Annotated in this window: 17 protein-coding genes; 6 read left to right on the top strand and 11 right to left on the bottom strand. The window is 45.3% G+C overall.

Going from position 1 to position 22810, the window contains the following annotated elements; translation table 11 throughout:
* Positions 1 to 57: 57 nt before the first annotated feature.
* The gene (locus ACO0KY_RS08565) at positions 58 to 1704 is read right to left on the bottom strand and encodes an NAD(P)-binding protein (RefSeq protein WP_423045252.1); all 1647 of its coding nucleotides are present in this window, start codon (positions 1702 to 1704) and stop codon (positions 58 to 60) included.
* 35 nt (positions 1705 to 1739) lie between these two features.
* The gene (locus ACO0KY_RS08560) at positions 1740 to 3074 is read right to left on the bottom strand and encodes an MFS transporter (protein WP_423045250.1); all 1335 of its coding nucleotides are present in this window, start codon (positions 3072 to 3074) and stop codon (positions 1740 to 1742) included.
* A 225-nt stretch (positions 3075 to 3299) separates the two neighbouring features.
* Between ACO0KY_RS08560 and ACO0KY_RS08555 the strand changes: the two genes are divergently transcribed.
* Complete coding sequence (locus tag ACO0KY_RS08555; RefSeq protein WP_423045248.1) at positions 3300 to 3806, top strand: DUF1269 domain-containing protein; 507 nt, start codon at positions 3300 to 3302, stop codon at positions 3804 to 3806.
* A gap of 147 nt (positions 3807 to 3953) precedes the next feature.
* On the opposite strand, the gene ACO0KY_RS08550 is transcribed toward ACO0KY_RS08555, so the two are convergent.
* The 4 genes from ACO0KY_RS08550 to ACO0KY_RS08535 form a co-directional block, all read right to left on the bottom strand.
* Complete coding sequence (locus ACO0KY_RS08550) at positions 3954 to 5606, bottom strand: methyl-accepting chemotaxis protein (protein WP_423045246.1); 1653 nt, start codon at positions 5604 to 5606, stop codon at positions 3954 to 3956.
* Between the two features lie 350 nt (positions 5607 to 5956).
* A complete protein-coding gene (locus ACO0KY_RS08545; protein WP_186913308.1) occupies positions 5957 to 6523 on the bottom strand; it encodes a YSC84-related protein in 567 nt (188 codons plus the stop codon).
* Between the two features lie 78 nt (positions 6524 to 6601).
* Positions 6602 to 6805 (bottom strand): hypothetical protein, encoded by a 204-nt coding sequence (locus ACO0KY_RS08540; RefSeq protein WP_186913307.1) that lies wholly within the window; start codon positions 6803 to 6805, stop codon positions 6602 to 6604.
* Positions 6806 to 6991: 186 nt separating this feature from the next.
* A complete protein-coding gene (locus tag ACO0KY_RS08535; protein ID WP_423045244.1) occupies positions 6992 to 15775 on the bottom strand; it encodes a GH36-type glycosyl hydrolase domain-containing protein in 8784 nt (2927 codons plus the stop codon).
* 266 nt (positions 15776 to 16041) lie between these two features.
* Here ACO0KY_RS08535 and ACO0KY_RS08530 point away from each other — a divergent pair, with 266 nt between their 5' ends.
* The 3 genes from ACO0KY_RS08530 to ACO0KY_RS08520 all read left to right on the top strand — a co-directional run bounded on the left by ACO0KY_RS08530 (position 16042) and on the right by ACO0KY_RS08520 (position 17661).
* Entirely contained in the window at positions 16042 to 16443 is a 402-nt protein-coding gene (locus tag ACO0KY_RS08530; protein WP_423045242.1) for a DUF4398 domain-containing protein, read from the top strand.
* Between the two features lie 41 nt (positions 16444 to 16484).
* The gene (locus ACO0KY_RS08525) at positions 16485 to 17354 is read left to right on the top strand and encodes an OmpA family protein (protein ID WP_423045240.1); all 870 of its coding nucleotides are present in this window, start codon (positions 16485 to 16487) and stop codon (positions 17352 to 17354) included.
* An 82-nt stretch (positions 17355 to 17436) separates the two neighbouring features.
* Positions 17437 to 17661 (top strand): hypothetical protein, encoded by a 225-nt coding sequence (locus ACO0KY_RS08520; RefSeq protein ID WP_423045239.1) that lies wholly within the window; start codon positions 17437 to 17439, stop codon positions 17659 to 17661.
* Between the two features lie 31 nt (positions 17662 to 17692).
* Here the strand turns inward: ACO0KY_RS08520 and ACO0KY_RS08515 are convergent, their stop codons facing one another.
* The 3 genes from ACO0KY_RS08515 to ACO0KY_RS08505 form a co-directional block, all read right to left on the bottom strand.
* Positions 17693 to 18412 (bottom strand): Crp/Fnr family transcriptional regulator, encoded by a 720-nt coding sequence (locus ACO0KY_RS08515; protein WP_423045238.1) that lies wholly within the window; start codon positions 18410 to 18412, stop codon positions 17693 to 17695.
* 433 nt (positions 18413 to 18845) lie between these two features.
* Positions 18846 to 18992 (bottom strand): lmo0937 family membrane protein, encoded by a 147-nt coding sequence (locus ACO0KY_RS08510; RefSeq protein WP_186913303.1) that lies wholly within the window; start codon positions 18990 to 18992, stop codon positions 18846 to 18848.
* A gap of 56 nt (positions 18993 to 19048) precedes the next feature.
* Entirely contained in the window at positions 19049 to 19192 is a 144-nt protein-coding gene (locus ACO0KY_RS08505) for a hypothetical protein (protein ID WP_423045237.1), read from the bottom strand.
* A gap of 135 nt (positions 19193 to 19327) precedes the next feature.
* On the opposite strand from ACO0KY_RS08505, the gene ACO0KY_RS08500 reads away from it, so the two are divergent.
* Complete coding sequence (locus tag ACO0KY_RS08500; RefSeq protein WP_423045236.1) at positions 19328 to 20179, top strand: Crp/Fnr family transcriptional regulator; 852 nt, start codon at positions 19328 to 19330, stop codon at positions 20177 to 20179.
* Between the two features lie 83 nt (positions 20180 to 20262).
* Here the strand turns inward: ACO0KY_RS08500 and ACO0KY_RS08495 are convergent, their stop codons facing one another.
* Complete coding sequence (locus tag ACO0KY_RS08495) at positions 20263 to 21042, bottom strand: Crp/Fnr family transcriptional regulator (RefSeq protein WP_422988297.1); 780 nt, start codon at positions 21040 to 21042, stop codon at positions 20263 to 20265.
* Between the two features lie 259 nt (positions 21043 to 21301).
* Complete coding sequence (locus ACO0KY_RS08490; protein WP_423045235.1) at positions 21302 to 22030, bottom strand: Crp/Fnr family transcriptional regulator; 729 nt, start codon at positions 22028 to 22030, stop codon at positions 21302 to 21304.
* A 421-nt stretch (positions 22031 to 22451) separates the two neighbouring features.
* Between ACO0KY_RS08490 and ACO0KY_RS08485 the strand changes: the two genes are divergently transcribed.
* Positions 22452 to 22799, top strand: a complete 348-nt coding sequence (locus ACO0KY_RS08485) for a hypothetical protein (RefSeq protein ID WP_423045234.1) — start codon at positions 22452 to 22454, stop codon at positions 22797 to 22799.
* Positions 22800 to 22810 lie beyond the last annotated feature (11 nt).

Raw genomic sequence — 22810 nt, 5'->3', positions numbered from 1 at the left:
TGTTCTTTCCCGGAATTTTGTCCCGTTATTTTGTGTGAGCTGAGTCTGTTGCTTTTTTTAGCAATCAGACTGAACAAGATCCTGCATCATTTCCATCGCATGACTAGGACAATGATCAACGCACACGGCGCAACCAGTGCACAGATTCAGATTGACCTGGTAGGTTGGGGTCTCTGCGTGTTTTGAGATTGCGGTTTCCGGGCAGGCGGCGTAACAACTGTCACACTCAAAGCAATTACCACAAGATAAACAACGTTTTGCTTCATGCCGTGCCTCGGACGGTGTTAGTGTGCTGATGACCTCGTCAAAGCTCACTAGCCGCTCTGAACCTTGAAGCTCTTTCTCTTCTAACGAAACTGCCGGACTGTAGACGGGCAAGCGCAACATATCAAAACTCACAACAGGGTGTTTTTTATATGCCTCGTATTTGGTTTTACGCAGCCATGCATCCATATAGGCAGCAGCTTTTTTGCCCATGCCAGTCGCGGCTGTGACGCTATGTTGACCATCGGTGGCATCACCACCGCTAAAAATGCCGTCCACTCCCGTCATGAATTGACGATCAATATGAATATTTCCGTGAGGACTGCGTTGAATTTGCGGTACTTTTTCTAAAAAGCCACTCGCACAATCCTGACCTATCGCTAGCACTAAGGCATCTGACGGAATATCTTCAAATTCGCCGGTGCCTATAATATTCCCGTGTTCATCCGTTTGCATTTTTTCGACCTTTACGTGGTCTGCAAAGACTTCAGCAACGCCCCGCATCCAGGCGAAGCGTATACCTTCGCTTACGGCTTCTCTCACTTCAAACGGCAACGCACTCATGTGTGCAGCATCACGTCGATAGACGATGATGGTGTCATCTGCTCCAAGACGTTTTAAAGTGCGCGCCACATCGATGGCGGTGTTGCCACCACCTAAAACCACCATCTTGCGGCCAATCCGTGGAATTTCTTCTTCATCAAAGTGGTGAAGCAGGGTGATCGCATCCATCACCTTTCTGGTATCTCGCGTTGGAATATCGATGTGTTTAGAAATTCCGGCGCCTATCGCAACAAACACAGCATCAAAATTGCCTGCCTTTTGTTCTTCGACAAGATCACTGACCGCATGGTTTAAAATGATGCGAATACCGATTTCTTGTAATCGATTAATTTCGGCTGCAACAATATCGCGTGGCAAGCGATAAGCTGGTATCCCATATTGCAACATACCACCTGGCAGTCCGTTCGATTCATGGATCTCCACTTCATGCCCACGCATATGCAAATGATAGGCTGCGGACAAGCCAGCTGGTCCTGCACCGATGATCAGAATGCGCTTGCCAGTAGGTGACGCATCAAATGGTAAATGCCATTTTTGCGCTATCGCTAAGTCACCGAGATAGCGTTCTACCGCGTGAATACTGACGGCGCTATCCAGTTCATTGCGATTGCATTTGCTCTCACAAGGGTGGTAGCACGCACGCCCATGTATGGCGGGGAACGGATTGTCTTTGACAATGGCCTCCCACGCCAGTCGATCGTGACCAGCTTGCGCATGTGCCAACCATGCCTGGATATTTTCACCAGCGGGGCAAGCTTCATTGCAGGGTGGCAGCAAATCGACATAAATTGGATGTTGTGTCCGGCGAGGACCAACGCCAAGTGATTTTGCCAAATTTACTTCCGGGGTCAGGTCTTGTAGTATCGAAGAGCGCATATTGAATTGCCTTTACTGTACTTGTCTGATTTTGTTCAGCTTGCTTGCCGTTCCGGCAGTGCCTTACTACCGGTTTCTTTAATAAAACAAGCCATGACGATGGCGGCAACGATACCTACAATGCCGACGGTACCTGCCTGTTGAAACGTTTCCATCGTCATCGGTGTGTCGCCAGATAAATGGTTTAATAGCCAGCCATAAGCTGGAGCCATCAAAGCACTTAACGTGAAAACCAGAAAATTGATCGCGCCAGTTGCACTACCTTTGACTTTGTCCGGATTTAATTCTTTGATCATGGTGTACGGTATCATCGCTGCACCCGAACCTAAGCCGAGTAACAGCCCTGGCCAATAAGCTGGCAGGAGTTCTCGTGGTGCGTAAAGAATCACCAAAGAGATCGCCAGCATAAATACGCCGCCAGCGATCAACACTGGTTTTCTGCGACCAATCACATCGGTCAGATAGCCGAGTAAAGGGCAACCAATCACCCAACCCAACGGAACCATGGATACTTGTCTGACCGCTTCATTAAATTCAAGGTGCGAAGCCACGCGTAAGAATGGGACGCCCCAGATCATGTCTCCGATCGTTGTCGGCAAAAATAAGAGCCCAGCACTAAAGCCGCACAAATATGATTGCGGATTCGTCAGGACTATTTTGTAGGGCGCAAACATTGCCCACAAAGAGGTTTTTTCAGAAACGGGTGAAGACTCAGAACGTGGAGTGAGTACCATCATGATGACAGCGACGATAAAGCAAGCAATACCGGCATCGATCCAGAATTGTTGCCACGTTATGATGCCGTGTATCAAAGGCGCGACCAGGAATTGCCCTGCTGAACCACCCAGCATCCCAACGCATTGAGTAAAACCAATTGCCGTTGCCAGATATTTTCCGGGAAACCCATGTGTTGCCAGATACACTGCACCAGTAAAGGCGAATGCCCCGCCAGCCCCTTGCAGCAGTCGGCCAAATTCTGCCGATAATGAAGAACCCCATCCGAATAAAATTGAACCAGCTGCCAGCATTGCTATCCCGGCAGGTACCACAAGTCTGGCACCGAAGCGATCCAGAAAAGCGCCTGCGATCAGAGCGAATAAAGAATACGTGTAATAGTACAACCCGATTAAGGTGCTGATGCCTAATGCGGTCAAAGAAAATGCTTGCGTCAGCTCCGGCAACATCACACCGGGCGCCGAACGCATCGCGTACTGCGCAAAATAAAAAATCAGACAAAACAACCATGCAACGATAAATTGAATTTGTACTTTACTGCTGACAACTGGTTGCATTAATACACTTTTTTTGCTGCTGCTCAAACCTGTTACCTGCGGAGTCGCGTTAGAAATGAATGTGGGGTCGGTAGACATCAGAACTCCTGTAAGCAAAAGGGTGTAGCCCGAATCACTTAACTTTATTTGGATAGGTGTGTGTCATCTGTACGCCACCGAACTTGATGTCTAAAAAATGTCTGTACTCTGAATCCTTTTTCTAACGTGGGTTGTCGCACAGATGAAAAGATAGCTGTTGAGCAAAATGTTCTTTCCGGACAGAACACGAATTTGTGACGTTCAAATCTACTTGAAAGGTTTTATATGCAAAGCGAACATTCTGCAATTTACGTATTTAATACGCACAGTGATGCCGAAGACGCGATCAGAGCCTTGGGGAAATCAGGATTTGATGTCAAGAAACTGTCCTTAATCGGTAAGGGGTATCACAGTGAGGAACATCCGATTGGCTTTTACAGTACCGGCGACCGAATTAAAGCCTGGGGCGGTGTTGGTGCATTCTGGGGCGGGATCTGGGGTTTGTTGGTAGCACCGGCAGTATTTGTTTTGCCAGGTCTTGGGGTAGTAGCGATGGCTGGCCCCATTGTTACCACCATTGTTGCTGCATTGGAGGGGGCAGTCGTGATTGGCGGCATATCCGCAGTTGGTGGCGCGTTATCAATGATTGGAGCATCTAAGGATGAATTGATCAAATACGATACAGCAGTCAAAGCGGATAAATTTGTATTGATCGTTCACGGCGACGCAGAAGATGTATTACGCGCAAAAAATGAACTGAGCAATTCCCGGGCGGTGGTTGATCTCCAGTGACAAAATAAGGCTATTTAGTTTGACTGCCGCTACACCGTCAAACGTGTTTGCGGCATTCAGAAAATATCGGGATGAATGCATTGTTTTGCTCAAAATACTGTGCAATTTCAGGCTCTATTTCAGCTATTTCATAGGAGGTCGTTATATTTATTTTAGTTTCAACACAACTTTCTTGCTTACCGGTATTCTGCGTATAAGTTTTTGTACAGGTTGTTGTGTGGCCTCACTTAATTGAAAAATGGAGACGTGGGCTGATAGGGCTGTCGCCAATGTTTGCAAATGCGATGCAGCGCTTGCAGCCTCTTCGACCATCGCCGCATTCTGTTGCGTTACCTCGTCCATTTCATTAATTGCTCTGTGCACTTCGTCAATACCGGTACTCTGTTCCTCGCTGGCTAACATTATTGCACCCATAATATCGGTTACCTTTTTGACGCTGCCGACAATCTCTTCCATGGTACTACCAGCCTCTGTAACCAGTTTGCTTCCCATCTCGACTTTTTCCACAGAATCACCAATCAGGATCTTAATTTCTTTGGCAGCCGCCGCGCTTCTTTGTGCAAGATTACGTACCTCGGTAGCCACCACGGCAAAGCCGCGACCTTGATCGCCAGCACGTGCTGCTTCCACAGCGGCATTTAAGGCGAGAATATTTGTTTGAAATGCGATGCCATCAATAACGCCGATAATATCGACGATTTTTTTAGCTGAGCTGTTGATAGACTCCATCGTATGAACCACCCGCGCTACGACGGCACCACCTTTGACAGCCACATCCGATGCAGAAAGCGCTAACACATTTGCCTGTTTAGCGTTCTCAGCATTCTGTTTGACAGTCGAGGTTAGCTCCGTCATCGAGGTCGCAGTTTTTTCTAAAACTAAGGCTTGTTGTTCTGTACGGATTGATAAGTCCTGATTGCCTGAGGCGATCTCAGAGGAACCGTCATAGATTGCATTCGTAGTACTTCGCACTTCGCTCACTATCCTGACCAGACTCTCACGCATTTCACTCATGGCAGCCAGTACACTGCTATGATCATTGCTGGCGATATGAATTTCTGCCGCCAAATCACCAGCGGCGATATTTTGTGCAATAGAACTGGCATCACGAGGTTCGCCGCCCATTGCCCTGGTAATTGTTCTGGCAATAAATGTAGCGACAATAGCACCAAAGACGATTGCACCGAGACACATGATTAGCATTAAAGTCTGAAAACCATTCGCAGTTTTTCTGGCCGAAGCTGATTCAACACGATTTAAATTTTCTTCGTAGTCGATCAGTTTATTTATCCGCGCCAGCCATTCTACAAATGCAGGTTTAGCTTCGTTGAGCAGCATTAGTTTTGCTTGGTCAAAATCACCCGACTTACGCAGTGAGATTACCTGGTTGATCAATGGTAGGGTGCGTGCTTCAGTTTCTTTTATACTGCTCAGTATTTGCTTTTCATCATCGCTAATTTCTTTTGAACCTGTAAATAGCGTATCCAGCGGGCCGGCAGACTTATTATAATCAGCTGCGAGGCTCGTGATCCGTTCTGTAACCACCTGTAGTTCAGTATCAGTAGGCACTAATACGACATCGCGTAAGGCAATTGCGCGGTCATGAACGCTGCCGCGAAAATTGATGGCATAACGCTGCTTTACACTATTGAAGTCACCAATAGTAATCAGCCCTCGGGCAATTGAATTTACTTCGCCAACACCGATCGTCGTAACGACGCACAGTAAGGCCAAAATGACACCAAACCCAAGCCAGAGTCTGCCTCTGATGGTCAGACCATTTGCGATATTGGAATTCATATTAAGACCTTGGAAATGAGTATGCTGTGAACGAATTGCTTTCGTTCAAAATTGGATGCAAGCAAGTAAGCAGAGGAAAATTACTCGTACGTCTCGTTGCGGATTGTGTTGAATGATAATTCTTAAGGCAGCTGCGGACTGGAGTATGCCCTAATTCATTCAAGTTCACCTGAGGCGTGAAATAAACAGCGAGTTTAATAGGACTTACACAAATTTATCCCTGATAACAATAAAACCTGAAAAAGTAGCATATCAAAAACTTTGTTTTTCTATTGTCGTCGTGGTAATGTCAAATTAGAATAATTTTGCATAAATCCTAGTGAATCTTGCTCATTGAAACAAGTAATACCTTATCTTTTAATTCTGGAAATTTTCGTACCTTCGACACTGATGCTGACCATTAAGCCTTGCTGATCAAAGATAAAGGCGTAAGCGTCATCTTTGAGACTCGAAGTAGAGAAATTTTTTGCAGCACCTTCATTCATTACAACAACAGTGGGTCCAACGCCTACCTCCCATCCCTTTGCTTCACGGATGCTTTGCTCGACACGATCGCTCATTAAGAAAATCACATATCCGTAGGATTGAGCACCAGCTTGCCAGCCCCATGAAGCCGAAACGGAGTTGAAGTATTCATTCATTTGGCCGCTTTTGAGCAAAACGCCTTCGCCAAAACTTCCGCCAAATACCAGGCCAGCTTTGACTATCTTAGGAAATACCAAAATTGAACGTGCTTTTTTTGACAATTCAAGTGCTGTAGGATTGCTGTGATAAAGCGCTTTTAAAGACTCATTTGCCTCAAGATTGAGTTCTGCTGCGGTGCTTGCAGCGTAGGCCTGATTGATCCCACCGGCGAAAAACAGGCTGGCGAACACAAGGGCGGCGGTTTGATAAATAGAACGTAGTTGTTTGTTCATGATGTTATTTTCCTTGTTGTAGCCAATATATAGAGGTTGAAGTGTCTTTACTCCTCAAAGTAAAGACACTTGAATTCTTTATTTAGCAGTAGATTTACAGGCTGTTGCTGTATTTTTTGCGGCTTTGTCACAGGATTTCATTGCGTGATCAGCGCATACTTTTGCCTCTTCCACTTTGTTTTTCGCAAGGTGTGATGCTGCATCCAGATGATGTGAGGCTGCTTCAGTATGATCGTTAGCTGCTTGTTCGTGTAAGCTTACTGCTTCGCTATTTGTTGTCATTTTTATTTCTCCAGTTTGGTTAGTAAGAAAATTTGTATGCCGATCAGCGTTTTGGCACACTCATAGCGTATTGGACTATCTGTTTCATTTCGGTGCGTTATCGAACATATTCTCAATGCGTTACCGTGTTGCTTTTTAGACGGTAAGGCGAATGCAACCGGCACTGCATTCGCAGTTGGCCGAAACCTAATTCTCTCCCACTGGAGTCCGAAGAAATTCTAAACGTAGTTGATGTGATCGCTTATCGTCAACTAAATCAATATGTAATTTTTCAGACAATATCCCATCGAAATACAATTTGGAGACTTGCTCTGGATCGTCGTGAACTGTGACGTCAATGTGGTAGTCAGTGTCGCAATAGCGATAATCGAGTTGATAGCCGTTCCAACTCAGGCGTAAGCACGGAGAAATGTGTAGTTCCGTATTGCGGCGATGGATGCCGAGCAATGATTCCATCATAAACGTGTACATCCATCCCGCAGAACCTGTATACCAGGTCCATCCACCGCGTCCTATGTGGGGTGCAACGCCATAGACATCGGCGGCAATCACATAGGGTTCCACTTTGTAGACTTGGATTGCGGTAGGTGTATTGCCATGGTTGATCGGGTTGATAATGTCAAACGCCTCCCAAGCGTGATCGACTTCACCTAGTTTGGCAAATGCCATTCCCGCCCAAATTGCGGCATGCGTATATTGTCCCCCATTTTCACGTACCCCAGGCACGTAACCTCGGATATAGCCAGGATTTTGTCCGGACTGATCAAATGGTGGATCTAGTAGTTGAATAATCCCTTTTTCTTTGTTGACGAGTCGTTGATACAGAGATTCCATTGCTTGCTTTCTATGCGCCGGATCACCTGTTGAGGTCAAAACGGACCAACTCTGAGAGATCGAATCGATCTGGCATTCAGCATTTTTTGTTGAACCTAAAGCACTTCCATCATCAAAGTAAGCGCGCTTATACCAAGCTCCATCCCACGCCGCCTTATCAATTAACCCTGCAATTCGTTTCGCCTGATCCTCGCAATGCTTGGCGTAGACGTCGTCTTCTTTCTGTAGTGCCAGCGTAGAAAATTGCATTAAGACTTCATGCAGAAAAAAGGCGAGCCAGACACTTTCGCCTTTGCCTTCATTACCAACTTTATCCATACCGTCGTTCCAGTCACACGAGCCCATTAAAGGTAATCCGTGTGACCCAAAGCGTAAGCCATGCTCTATGGCTTGTACGCAGTGCATGTATAAGGTTGCTGTTTGCTGTGAACGGGACGGCTGATCATAGTAAGAATCCTCGTCGGAGCTGAGCGCACGACCTTCAATAAATGGAATTTTGACGTCTAAAATGCCGGTGTCGCCACTGTTGTTGACGTAGCGGGAAACTGCTAAAGGTAACCATAAATAATCGTCAGAACAATGTGTACGCACGCCTCTTTGTGTTGGTGGATGCCACCAGTGCTGCACATCGCCCTCAATGAACTGATGGGCGGCGCATAACAAGATCTGTTCTCTGGCTAATTGATGTGCTGTATGCGCCAGCGCCATAGTGTCCTGCAATTGATCTCTGAAGCCAAATGCGCCGCCAGATTGATAGTAGCCACTTCGTGCCCATAAGCGGCAAGCTATCGTTTGATAAAGTAACCAGCCATTTGCCAACACGTTGAGGGCAACATCTGGTGTCGTCACTTTGACAATACCTAAGGTTTTTTTCCAGTATTCCCTGACTTCAGCTAACGAGCGTGCCGCCGCATCGGCGTTCAGATAATGCCGCATTAACGTTTCGGGCGAACTTGATGATTGATCCGTTGCCCCTAAAACGAAAATCAATTCCTTTTGTTGACCGGGATTTAAATCAAAAGCAATCTGTATCGCAGCACAAGGATCGTAAGCTGCACCCACCTTGCCAGATAGATAGCCCTTACTCATTGCCGCCGGATCATATAAATTGCCATTACGTCCGATAAATTCAGCGCGATTACCGGTAACAGAGCAATTGCTGCTGTTGACGCTAAAGAAGGCTACTCGTCCAGGGAAATCTGTATTGTAAGAATTGCGAGCGCAAATGCCGTTGTGGCTGGCATTCATTTCTGTGACGATATGCATTGCCGATTTATTTGATAAATCTGCCAATACCCATTCAACATAGCCTGTGACGGAAAGTTGTCTATGCAATTGTGATTCGTTGATAATTTTGAACACCACATACTTGATCGGTGCGTTCAAGGCGACATAAATGGTCAATTCAGTATGAATCGCTTCTTCTGTATGCGTAAAAACACTGTATCCAAAACCATGCCGTACGTAATATTCGCCATTGCCGCAGTGGGGAAGAGCGGTCGGCGACCAGAATTTGCCGGTTTCTTCATCGCGTAAATAAAATACTTCCCCACCCATATCGGTCACCGGATCATTGTTCCACGGTGTCAGCCGGAATTCATGTGCATTTTCTGACCAGGTGTATGACTGACCACTGTTGGAAATGATGCTCCCGAACATGGGATTCGCCAATACATTGACCCAAGGTGCAGGGGTAGACAAGCTATGACTATTTGTGATCAGGTATTCTTGGCCATCGTCCGAAAAACCACCAATACCATTTTCAAATTGACGTGACGGCTCCTTTTCTGCGGGTACCTCTGAAATTGATGGTAAATAAATTTGCTTCTTTTTGATTGGAATAAGATTTCCAGGACGGATATCCGCCAGGTCACGGCGATTTAATTGCTCTAAAAGCGAACCGCGATGATCATTCAAAATGATACGTGCCACCGATTGAAATAAGATTCTGTCTTCATTTGAAATTTGATCGATAGAGCGCACAAAAATGCCGCCCGGTTTCTCTAAGGCGTGCGTTCCGATCACCGATGAAATTAGCCCCAGAATCTGATCTTGAAGAACTTGTCTATAATTGGCGTGATCTTCGTTCCAAATGACCAGATCGACCGCTAAACCTCTTGATTGCCAATAGGCGTGGGCTTGTATCAGTTGGCGCGCCAGTTCTATATGCTCCTGACTGCTAATTTGCAATAAGACAATCGGCACGTCACCTGAAATAGCGTAGCTCCAGAGCGCGGATTGACCTCGATGGTTCTGCATCAGAATATCTTCGCTGGCACGCAGCAGAGGATTAACGTAGATCACAGAATTCGCCAGTCGCGCATAGAGTTGCGCGTCTTTTTCACTGATATTTAATTGACGGAGTACAACCTGACTGTGAGTCCAGGACAAGTCGACCACGCGTTCAGCCAAATGTTGGTCCTGATATTTTTCTATGAGTGCCAGACACGTCTCGCGTGTTTCTGCGATACCAGTGACGATATCGATGGTCGCAGTTTGTTCTGGGTTTAAGGTAAGTTGATAGCGAATGGCGACAATGGGATCAAGCACTGAACCGGCACTATTCGATAAGGGACCAGAATGTTTCATGGCATTGGGGTAGGTGCAAGTATTGTTACGGCCAATGAATTGCAGCCGGTCAGTTTCGTAAGAAACTTCATCGGCATTTACACCATGCAGCGCCATCAAATGAAACATCGTTGGAACTTGCTCGGTGCTGGAGCGGGGACGGCGTACGCATAAAATAGCCGCTTGTTCAGGCAGTATTTCGGTTTGTACAAATAATTTACTAAAAGCCGGATGCGAATTATCGGCAGCAGGCAAGGCCAATACGACTTCTGCATAGCTAGTGAATTCTATCGTCCGTCGCCGCCCTGAACGGTTAATGATACGGGTACGACGCAATTCAATATCGTCTTCTGGTGAGACGACAATTTCAGTATGTAAATCAATATTATTATCGCGCCGGCGAAATTCAGCCCGGCCTTCCGAAAATACAACTTCATATTGAGGGGAATTGACCAGGCTAGGTTGAAAAGCGGTAGACCAGAAACGTCCTGTTTCAACGTCACGCACGTAACAAAAGCTGCCCCAGTCATCACAGGTGCTATCTTCCTTCCAGCGAGTCACAGCCATATCATTCCAACGACTATAACTGCCTCCGGCGCTGGTCACCATGACATGATAATGTCCATTGGAGAGCAGTTGTACTTCTGGTGTTTTAGAATTCGCTTGTGAAATAACCCGTAGTGGGGTGGTCTCTTCGTTGGTGCTACTGCGGATATCAGCCAATTCTGTGGTGTTGGCATACTTCGCGGTTACTTTAGGCACGCGCTCATAGAGTAAAGGTATGGTTGCTTTGAGTAAGGGATCGGACTCAAACAGTGCTTGCAGAGGTTGGTCTAATAATAGATACGCTAAGGACAATAAGCCCATACCTTGATGGTGTGACATAAACGAATGGATCAAGGTGTGATCCTGACCACGGGGCAAGCGTGATGGCGTGTAATCTATCGCCTCAAAAAAGCCAAAAGCGCCACAAAATCCAACCGCTGCCATTTGCATCAGATTCTCGCATGCAGCTTCAGGTTCAACCATCAACGCCATCATAGAAGCATAAGGAGCAATGACCAGGTCATCACCCAGACCGCGTTTAAACCCGAGGCCAGGTACGCCAAACGCGCGATATTGGTAGTTTAGATTAGTATCAAAAGCGTTGTAACCAGATTCAGAAATCCCCCACGGTACGCCGCGCTGGAAGCCATACTCAATTTGTCGTTTTACAGCTGCATGGTAGGTTTGTTCCAGTAGCGTATGCTCAAACGTAGGCATAATCAGCAGCGGCATCAAATATTCAAACATCGAGCCACTCCACGATAGCAAGATAGGTTCACTATCGGCGATCGTGAGTTGACGCCCTAACGCAAACCAACTTTCTTGTGGAAGTTGACCTTGAGCGATACCAATAAAACACGCCAACCTCGCTTCCGAAGCCAATAAATCATAACGACTGACATCGCAACGTCGTTCATTGATGTTGTAACCTATCGACAGTAAATGGGTGGTCGTGTCGTATAAAAAATCGTATTGCACCTCAGAAAAAGTGGTCGCCATGTCGGCTAAACGATGTATTTCAGCGATACGCAATTCGGCCCGGTGTTGCGCTTCAATGATTAATGCAGTCCACGAGCTATTTTTTTCCTCATCCTGATCATACTGATGTACCGCCAAACTGTCCGCCATTGTCTGATGATGGACGCAACTTAAATTCGCCAATTGCTTTAAGCTAGGTATTCCCTTTAATTGCGGAAAGTGTTCAAAGCAAACTGGAATTTGTGCATCGCTGATCCATGGTGCCAGATAAAGTATTTCGCCGACCTGACTTTGACATTGGCTTAGTAAGGCAGTACTCCAGATTGAAACATCAGGATTGACAGGCTGCCCTAGTGAGCTGGTTCTGGATTCTTCAATCAGAGAAATTAAATTGTTGAGATCACAGTAAGTGGTATGCAAACAAAGCGGGCGCGTTTGCAAAAGTTGCATCAGCTTGTCGTTTATGACCGAAATCACAGGGGATAGAATCCCATTTAACGCCTCTGTCAGTGCTTCAAACGTATCGTAGAGCCCTTGATATAAGCGAGGATGAAGAATCGGTTGCTCAATTAAGTCTATCAATGCAGGGCGTAACGTAAGCAGATGCCCAGATAAATTTCCGCTATCCACCGTTGACACGTACATCGGTTGTAAAGGAGTCAGCGTGAGGGTGTCGTACCAATTATAAAAATGGCCCTTGTATCTGTCTAATACTTTCATGCTTTGAAACGTATTATTGGTACGTGTAAGAAGTTGTCCTGCACAGATATAAGAAAATTCGAAAGCAACGACATTTGCCAATAAAGACAAACCAATATTGGTAGGAGATGTACGATGCGCGACAACTGCAACTGGATCCAATTGCACGTTATCTGGTGGCAGCCAATGATCTTGCGAACCCACATATGTCTCGAAGAAGCGCCAGGTTTTTCTGGATAGCAGATGCAGAAACGTATTTTGTGTCGCAGTAAGCTGTTGAATCTCGCGTATTTTGGGTAAGCTGATCCAGTAAGCAAGGAGAGGTGAAAATAGCCAACAAAGGATAAAGGGGGCGCATGCGGAGACGCTACTGTTCATGTCTGATGTCAGGACGATAAATAGCACACCCGCTAACATCGGACCAATCCACATCTTTTTTAAGGCGTAAAGAAAGCTATTCTTGCCTGATAGCATATCCAGGTGAGACGGGTTCCATTCGAGTAAGTGTTGATGCGAATATAAAACACGCCATTGTGTACGCAGGATGGCATCGGTATTTACCCATGCCTCATAAGGCAAAAAACAGAGGTGTAGAAACGCATACGTCAGCTGTAGCTTCGTATTTTTAATTAAGGCGACGAGATGCTGATACAGCAAAATATCTGTCGGTTTCTTGAATAAATTTAATATAAAGGAGGAGATCGATGGAAACGCCAATAAAATTACCAGCGCCCAGGACCAAAATCTGGGGCTGATCTGTGATGAGAGTAATAGCCATCCAACGAGCAAAAACAAGATCTGAGCCAGAGGCGTGACACTACGCCGTAAATTGTCAAATAATTTCCAGCGAGAGAGATACGAAAGTGGATTTTGGCACGTCTTTTTTGCATCGGAATTTTCTGTCAAAGAGCCTGGGACATTTTTCAACATCCACGAAGCTATTTGCCAGTCACCACGCACCCAACGGTGGCGGCGACGCATATCAGTAAGATAGCTAGCAGGATAGGCTTCGATCAATGGAATATCACTAAGCAGGCCCGCGCGCGCATAGCAACCTTCTAAAAGATCATGGCTTAAAATCCGATTTTCTGGCATTCGGTTCGCAAGTGCCTGCTCAAAAACATCAACGTCATAGATACCTTTGCCGATGAAGGATCCTTCATTGAATATATCTTGATACACGTCTGACACCGTTCTGGTGTAGGGATCAATTCCCACATCCCCGCCATACAATAATTCATACCTCGATGCATGCAAGGAGGGGATGCCTACGGTGATACGGGGTTGTAAAATTCCATATCCCTCTGTCACCCGACAAAGATGATCGTCGTATTTAGGCTTGTTTAATATATGCGCCATTGTTGCAACAAATAAGGAGGCGGCGTCACGTGGCAATTCGGTATCTGTGTCGAGCGTGATCACGTACTTTATTTTAGCCAAGCCGCTGGTGTCACCCACCACCAGAGAAAATGCATTGCCGCTCAAATCGCGCAAGTATGCATTCAGGCTGGCTAACTTGCCGCGCTTACGCTCAAATGACATCCATTTGTTTTCTTGCGGATTCCAGATTCGTGGCCGGTGAAAGAGTAAAAAATAAGAACCACCTGCACGCGGATACTTTATATTTAATTGCTCGATATGGTGGGTTGCCCGTTCCAGTAAAGCATCATCTGAAGCGAGTTTTTCCAGATCTGCATCCGAAAAATCCGTCAGCAAGCCATACTGTAGATGAAAATCCTGGTTTGCCAGAAAGCGTACTTCCATGGCATTACATAATTCATCTATATTTTCGGTGTTAAACAACATGGTAGGCACTACTACCAGACAACTACATTGTTGTGGGATTCTCTTTGAAAAATCCATCCGTGGCAGCGAATGCGGTACGGCCAGCAGAGTGGCTAACCAATTGATAACGGAGACAGAAAATTGGCTGGCAACTAAAACACAAACGATAGAAAATGCGACCAACAAATAAGATTTATCTTTCAGATCAATCGCCGGCAACAGAAGGCATGTTGTGACAAAAAGGCTTAGCAATACAATGCTGCCGGTATAGATGAAAAAAGCATGCTTTTTTGTCCAACGGCAAATTTGCTCCCATACACTAAGCTTCACACGTGCCAGATCTTCGAGTGTTGGCAAACCCTGATCAACCAAAAAAAAGCCAATGTGCGAGCGACGATCATGTGGAACCTGTTTAATCAATTCTTTATTGGCTAAATCCAGTGCGGCTTTTGCGACATCGACTTCAGATAATTCACTTTGCTTTGCGATGCTTTCTACAACATGGCGATAACGGTCACGCGTTGCAAAATCCATATGTAGATAAACCTGTGCCGGATCCTGTTGCAAGACTTTGTCCACCGCGCTCATACTTTCAACAAATTCACGCCAATCCATCGCACTAAGTAGCCGTAAACTGCCAATGCTATTGCTGATCGAAATTTGATCCGCGGCTTGTTTTTGCGATTCCTGCTGAACTAATTTTTCTATCGTTTGCCCTGTTTCAGCAAGACGTTGTGACAACCAATTCAAGGGCAAAATTAATGTTGGCGCCTGACCTTGCAGACGTCTTACCAGCTCAGCGACAAATGAACTATCCAGTGGCGGGTGTGAGCGTGACATGTCAGCCACCAATAGAATCAGATTGCTGGGATCCTTCTCGGCGGTGGTAATCATGGCATCCGCCCAGACAATCGCGAGTTTGCGATTTTCTTGCGTAGTCGCCAGGCGCGCGGCCACGCGGCGGAGGTTTTCTATCAAAGCTAGTCTTAGCATGATGGGAATCGCCCACAACTCGCCTAGCTTTAAGGTGGAGATGACTTGATAAGCCATAATAAAGTGGCGCAAATTTTCAGGGTCGATGCGCCCATCGCCATGCGATATCGTTTCTAAAGCAATTCCATACACCCGTGGTTTCCCGGTGCAATTGCCAGTCGACAGGCAGGGCAGCTCTTTACTGTAATTTTTAGGAAGATGATGTTTGGCTGTTCTGATCTGGTCTTCGATGAGATAAAAATTATCCAGTAACCATGCCGCGGCCGGAGTGACTTGGTGACCATCTTTGATTACTTCGGTCAGCAGACCACAGGTAGTGACGATAACTTCTTCGTTATTTGATAAACGTGATAGAAGCTGATCTGAATGGAAAGTGGGACTCAGTACATGGCCTATCGCGAGAATTCTTCCATGTTGTTCCATCTGTAGCGCGCTAAACAGTTCAGCCCGTAACGGTGATTCCGTCGTGTTTTGTTGTCGATGCGAACGGAACCATAGACGCTTCATGAGCCAGTTAGTGCGCAAACTGTAAAAACCATCGGAAAGGTATTGTTGGATAGTTTTCAAATGGCACGCTACTTTCTTTTGACGATGAGTTAAATCTCGATATCACGGTATTGATTGCGCGGGAAACCGCACATTTTATTGATCTTAGAGCAATGACCGAAGCTTGTAGGTACGCTGACGTACATAGTGGCTCGGAATGAAGAACAGATCGAAAGTAGATCGAAAGCAGATGGATAGCACTAGGTGCGGCATCGTACAGATACGATATGCCAGTCCAGGATACAAAGTCATTTCAGATTTACTGATTGTCTTTTACGGAGAAAACAATGCTTACCGCACATCCTCACGCATCAAATTTGTTGCGCCTCATTTTTGCCAGCAGCTTTTTTGCATATATTTTTACAATCAGCGCTTGCAGCAATCTACAGACACCAGCAACAGCGGATGTTGCTGTTTCCACTTCAGCAGTGAATGGCGCTGCAGCAGTTGGCGGTGGTGAATATGCACCGGCAGAAATGCGCTCAGCCCGGGAAAAACTTGCTCAGGCGAATACGGCAATGGCCGCACATGACTATCAAGCTGCGTCTGATTATGCAGCGCAAGCGCAAGCAGATGCCAAACTTGCTCAAACCAAAGTAAGCTCAACCAAAGCGCAGCAGGCGGCAACGGCTTTACAGGAAGACATCAGGGTTTTACGCGAAGAGCTAAATCGCGTGAACAACAAATAAATGCAGCAAAAAAAGCCAATAATCAAAAATGGAGAAACATCATGAATAAAATTTCGATGACGCCAGGTGCGCTATTGATGGTGGCAATGTTGACTGCTTGCAGCACTGCGCCGAGATCGACGAGTTTATTAGATAACACACGACAGCAATATCAGATGGCACAAAACAATCCACGCATTGCCCAGTTAGCGCCAATAGAAATGCGTCAGGCGGATGATGCAATGGTATTAGCAAATAATGCTGCAAGCAATAATGAAAGTCGCGAAGAAATAGATAAACTCGCTTACCTCGCTGGTAAAAAAATAGACATTGCAAAAGAAGCGGCAAAACAAAAAAATGCAGAAAATAAGATTGCTAATGCAGGAAAAGAACGCGATGAGATGCGCCTCGATCAACGAACGCAGGAAGTGAACCAGGAAAAGAATAGGGCAGATCAGGCAGTTTATGCAGCGCAGGTAGCGCAGGCTAATACGCAGACGGCACAACAAAAAGTCACGGCTTTATCAGTAGAGCTGGCAGATCTCAAAGCAAAAAATACCGATCGCGGCATCGTAATTACCTTGGGGGATCTTTTATTTGGCACCAATGATGCACGCTTGAATCCTGACGGGATGCGTGAACTACAAAAATTAGCCACTGTTTTGCAAGTGCATCAACAACAAATATTATTAATTGAGGGGCACACCGATAGTACCGGTGGTTCAGCCTACAATTTGCAGTTGTCGGAACGTAGAGCCAATGCGGTCAGCAGCGCTTTGCAACTGATGGGCGTGCAAAGAGCACGAATTACAATGCACGGCTATGGCGAACAATTTCCATTATTAGATAACAGTACGGCAGAAAATCGCCAGATGAACCGTCGCGTTGAGATTATTCTTTCGGATGACGCCGGGCACATTGTCAATCGCTAAATCATTCGAATATGGGGGTAACGTTGGTACTCCCATGTTTGATTTTGATTTGCCCAGATAACTCTACGTATAGGAGAATCGCATGCATAAAAAAAACAAGTTACATCCCTTACCTGCGTCAGCAAAAGTCGATGTAAAGCAGAAAATAGGTCAACTCGACTCTGATCTCTTGATACAAGAAAGTAAAGCAGAAGAAGCTGCTCTCGATGAAGCTTTATGGGAAACTTTCCCGGCCAGTGATCCGATTGCTATTTGTATTACACCTGTAGAAAAAGTTCTGTGTGATCGACATGAAGTGATACCTTAGCCTTTTATTTTTGGTCAGTGCAGGGAAAACATTATGTCGCCGTTCTTTCAGGAAGCAAGCGATTGTATTCTTTCTTCACAACCATATAGCATTCGCACGTTCGTTTTTCCAGACCAATTCTATCCAGAATTTTAATATGGCCACGCGTATAGCTAATCAAGCCTGCATTTTGTAATTTGAGTGCTGCTTCGGTTACACCTTCACGCCGCACACCTAACATATTAGCGATGAGTTCCTGGGTCATGATCAAATCTACGCCGTTCAATCGATCCAGACTGAGTAACAGCCATCGGCATAGCTGCTTATCCAGCGTATGGTGACGGTTGCATACGGCAGTCTGCGACATTTGCGTAATAAGTGCCTGCGTGTAACGGAGTAACAGATGTAGAACAGGTCCTGCTTTGTTGAATTCTTCCTTGATGGCGGAGGCAGGTAGTCGAAAACCCGCTCCTGCGCTCTGCACAACGGCACGGCTAGGTGTTGATTCGCCTCCCATAAACAAAGACACACCAACGATGCCTTCATTGCCAACCACGGCAATCTCGGCCGATCCACCATCCTCGAGAACATAAAGCAAAGAGACAATGGCCGTAGTCGGGAAGAAGACGTAGTTTTGCACACCACCAGATTCATACAAAACTTTGCCAAGTGGCAAATCAAAAGCTTCTAGTTTTGAAAGTAATCTGGTCAGTACATCTTCCGGCATGCAAGCTAACAAATGGTTTTCTTGCGGTTTTGTACTCGGGTTCATAACGTTTCTTTACCTGAAAGCGATGTTGATGTTACGGCAAGTGTTCAATGCAGCGCGCTACGAGGTATTGATTAATACCTATTTTCACATAAAATTTTTGGGAAAATTTCTAACTCTGAACAACATTGCTGGCACTTCTACGCCATGCTGTATTGGGGGATAGTCTATAACGGCTAAATTACCGATCCGCCAGGCGGTATTTATTATTAGATTGTTCTAATTGTTACATTTTGTATGTGCGCTATAGCACATAGTGCGCACTTAGCGAACACATAGTGACATAAATATCGTCGCGTACAGCGAAATGCTTGTTACTATTGAATCTGTACATAAGCGTAACGTTTATTTCGATCGGTATACTGATTTACTTGATTGAACCCTGTAAATCAATCTGAACCGATCGACTACCAATTTAGGTATAGATTTAAAGCATTTAAATGCCTCTTCCGCTAATTAGTCGCAGCAGTATCATAATCACAGCGATCACTAACAGTACGTGAATGAACCCACCTATGGTATAGGCGCTCACCATCCCAATCAGCCACAGAATAATTAAGACAACAGCAATCGTATAGAGCATGAGTTTCTCCGAGTGATGGTTTAAATAGAAGCAATTTAGTTTGATGCCGTTGTGTCTTAATACGCAACAACGATCGGTAGCACCTGACTACCTATGATCAGCAAAATTACCTGGCCTGTCGGTGCGCCAGAGCACAAATAGAAATATTGATTTTTTTGTGTACGATGTCTTTTAGTAATTTTTTGTTTGTTTTTAGTCATATGTCCGTTTCCGCACAGAGAGATGCTTGACGAAACATTAAGCTGCATTTGCATCGTTGTATTGATGTCTGGTTTTAAATGCTTTTTCGCCGCTTTGTCTTCATCAATTTAATGAATGAAAGCAGGATGTTCACCATGAATAATTGTGCGTATAACCCGAATCAAAATCATCTACTGGGCGCTTTACCTGATAATGAATACGACAGACTTGCTCCTTATCTGGAGTTAGTGAGCCTGAAAACAGGGGATGTACTCTATGAGTCTGGCGGTAAACTTAATTATGTTTATTTTCCGATTTCATTAACCATTTCATTGCAAAACTTGATGGAAAATGGCAGTTCCTCTGAAGTTGCAGGGATCGGAAACGAGGGAATGTTGGGGACGATGTTGTTGATGGGCGGGCAAACCATGCCAACCCGAGCAATAGTACAGATAGCAGGACATGCTTATAAGCTGAAAGCGGACATACTGCTCAAAGAATTTTATCTTGCCGGTCCTACCTTGCGATTATTGTTGCGCTATACCCAGGCTTTAATTACGCAAACTACTCAAACAGCGGTCTGCAATCGTCACCATTCCATAGAGCAACAATTGTGCAGATGGCTATTGATCACAAACGATCGTGTAGTGTCGAAAGAAATCAAAGTGACCCAGGAAACGATCGCCAACATCCTCGGTGTCAGACGCGAAGGGGTCACCGAAGCAGCTGGTCATCTACAGAATCTTGGTTACATTCATTACCGGCGCGGGCACATTACGATAAGCAATCCGCTTGGTTTGCAAGGACTTGTTTGCGAGTGTCATGCTGTTGTCAAAAAAGAGTTTGCCCGACTCATGTGTGATGACTTGCATCGACAACGTATACGTCAAACGTCATCAATCGTATTGGCACCAATATTCACACCTGCCTCGCCTCCGGTAACGCCGAAGCTTCCACCACCACCACGCCCGGTCACGTCGAATAGTTCTGGACTACTTAGTAGCTGAATGGTAGTTGCTAGTTTCGCCTCCCACTCATCGGTACAGTGATACTTTAAGCGGATGAGTGGTTTTTACCTTCGCGATACAATTCAATGAACATGGTTATTTGCGTTTATCTCAATCGCTGGTACAGTATTTTTTTCAATTGCTGCATTCTCACTGATTTCCGAGAGTAGGCGTTGATATTCATTTTTTACTACGCCGTAACATTCACAAACATGATTTTCCAATTCAGCGCGTTTCAGTACACTAATACGACCGTTACGGTAATGAATAATGTTCAAGCGCTCAAGCTCACCCGTCGCTGTACTCACTTTATCCTTGCGGACTCCAAGCATATTGGCGACCAAACCTTGCGTCATGTCGATATTGTCGACAGGAATGCGATCCAGACTTAAAAGTAACCAACGACAAAACTGTTGTTCCAGGCTGTGGTGCCGATTGCATACCGCAGTTTGTGTCATTTGCGTAATCAGTGCCTGAGTGTAACGCAGGAGTAATCGTAGAAATGGACCTGCGCGGCTAAATTCATCTTTAAGAAATTCAGCTTTTAAGCGGTAGCCAAAACCTGCACTTTGCACGATTGCCTGGCTTGATGTACTTTCACCGCCCATAAATAAAGAAATGCCTATAATGCCTTCATTGCCGACAATTGCAATTTCAGCGGATGTTCCATTTTCAAGCACGTACAAGAGCGACACCACTGATGTCGTCGGAAAGAACACGTGCTCTATAGCCGAATCTGCTTCGTAAAGTGTTTGCCCCAAAGGCATTTCGACTAATTCTAAATGGGCAATCAGTCTTTCTAACGATGTCGCCGGAATGGCAGCTAACAGATGATTTTTTAAGGGACTGTTCAAGATATTCAATCAAAAAGAAAAGCGTAAGCTTTGTCTGATTGCCTTCAATTAAGATAACAAGAATAGTCTTCCGGTACGCTCAGACCAGACTCGCTCTTCATGTGAAGACATCATTTTTTTAACAATAAAGTAAGTATTTTCTTAACTCTATCGAAAAAAATTGCGTAGTATGCCCAAAGGCTTCTATTGCAATAGAGTATCAGTATTATGTGCCTTGTATGTTCGATAGCGCACACATAATCGATAATCTTGCCAGACTTAGCGCCTGCTAGGCATTTTGATGTTCTTGCGGCTGGTGTAGCATGTGATCAAATTCTTGCCTGATGACCCAGTAACATTCGCAGACTTTTTTTTCAAGACCTGCGCGGTCCAGGATAACAATACTGCCGCGACTATAACGTATTATATGTTGATCTTGCAGTTTGCTCGCAACTTCAGTGATGCGTTCACGTCGAAAGCCCAGGCTATTAGCGATCAACTGTTGCGTCATCTTCATGGTGTTGGACGATGAACGATCCATATTTTGCAATAACCAGCGACACAATTGTTGCTCCACATTGTGATAGCGGTGACAAAGTGCAATTTGCGTCATTTGTGTAATCAGTGCCTGAGTATATCGCAACAGTAAGCGCAAAAACGATCCAGCCCGATCGAACTCTTCTTTGAGATAGCGACCACGTAGCCGATATGCATCGCCGGCGCGTTGCACGGTCGCAGAATTGATCGCGCTATGCCCGCCCAGAAACCAGGAAATGCCAACTATACCCTCGCTACCAATCGATGCAATTTCAGCGAGTTCGCCATCTTCCATCATATACAACAAGCTAATGACCGCTGTCGTAGGAAAATAGACAAATTCCTGACGAGCGCCAGATTCATAAATGATATCGCCAACCGCCAAATTTACCACCTCTAAATTAGGCTTTAGTCGCTCGAATTCAACCAACACTAAGCTTGCCAGGAGACGATTTTCCATCGGACTGATAGGCGTGGACATAATTAATTAACCTTGGTGTCAAAACTTGAACGTCGATGTAAATCGACGCATGAAACAAGTGATTTTGTCGGGAAAAACAGGCATTCCGACGAATCAACAAATAAGAGAAAATATCGTGCATCAAATAGATCCAATAGGATCAGCAAATGGTAGCTGACCCAATGATAAAAACTTTATCCCAAGGCTATCACAGCGGGTAAAAATACTATGCGCGCTGTCACACACATGATTAAAACAAGTTAAGCAGACGCAAAATTTTTCAATTAATTCTAGTTTTGAAATAAATAGCGCCCCCTGTTGGCAGATTTGCCGTGATCAGTGCTGATAGCAATCCCGATGATTAAATGACTGTGCGATATCGTACTGACGCCGACAATCGTCTACCGTAAATTCTGCTGCAGTTCATCTACCGAAAATGATCATGAATTTACTTCCCGAAAACGATCTGACCTGGCATCTCACTACTTTGGTATTTGAGGTTCGTATATTGATGCACGAGGTCGAGCATATTGTAGAAAAATTGGAAGGGGAGTCAAATCCTCAGATGAGAATATTACGAAATGAATTGGTGCAAAAAGTAGAGTGTCTGGAGCAAATAATGAATCGCATCGCGCCAGCCCCTTCAAGGGTAGTAATAAACGAAACCGTGCAGGATATTGGAGAGAAAATATCCTCAGAATCGCCGTGGCAAGCGTTGGCGGTTGCTGGCTTGGTTGGTATGCTTAACAGCTGTGGTGTTGAACAGTTCTGTAAAAAAGAGCGTAAATAATGTTGAAGCTT

Origin of the sequence: Undibacterium sp. Dicai25W, assembly GCF_049340505.1 — a bacterium.
Taxonomy (GTDB): Bacteria; Pseudomonadota; Gammaproteobacteria; order Burkholderiales; family Burkholderiaceae_D; genus Undibacterium; species Undibacterium jejuense.
Note: the sequence above shows the minus strand (reverse complement) of the source record. Positions and strands in the feature narration are given on the sequence as shown.